This is a genomic window from Seonamhaeicola marinus (assembly GCF_008085455.1).
The window spans coordinates 1-219 of the sequence record NZ_VSDQ01000071.1 but is presented as its reverse complement, the minus strand read 5'-3'; the positions used below and the strand labels follow the sequence as shown (position 1 = coordinate 219).

Sequence of the window (219 nt, the reverse complement as noted above, 5' to 3'; positions counted from 1 at the left end):
CTGGAATACCACGTTTTGGTCATACGTATTTATATGATGGTGGAACAGGTGAACGTTTTGATCAACCTGCAACAGTTGGTGTAATTTACATGCTTAAATTAGGCCACATGGTAGATGATAAAATGCACGCTCGTTCTATAGGACCTTACTCATTAATTACACAACAACCATTAGGTGGTAAAGCACAATTTGGTGGTCAGCGTTTTGGTGAGATGGAAG

Annotated in this window: 1 protein-coding gene; it reads left to right on the top strand. The window is 39.7% G+C overall.

Going from position 1 to position 219, the window contains the following annotated elements; translation table 11 throughout:
* A partial coding sequence (locus tag FUA24_RS00450) for a hypothetical protein (RefSeq protein ID WP_148539595.1) occupies positions 1-219 on the top strand: 219 nt, incomplete at both ends.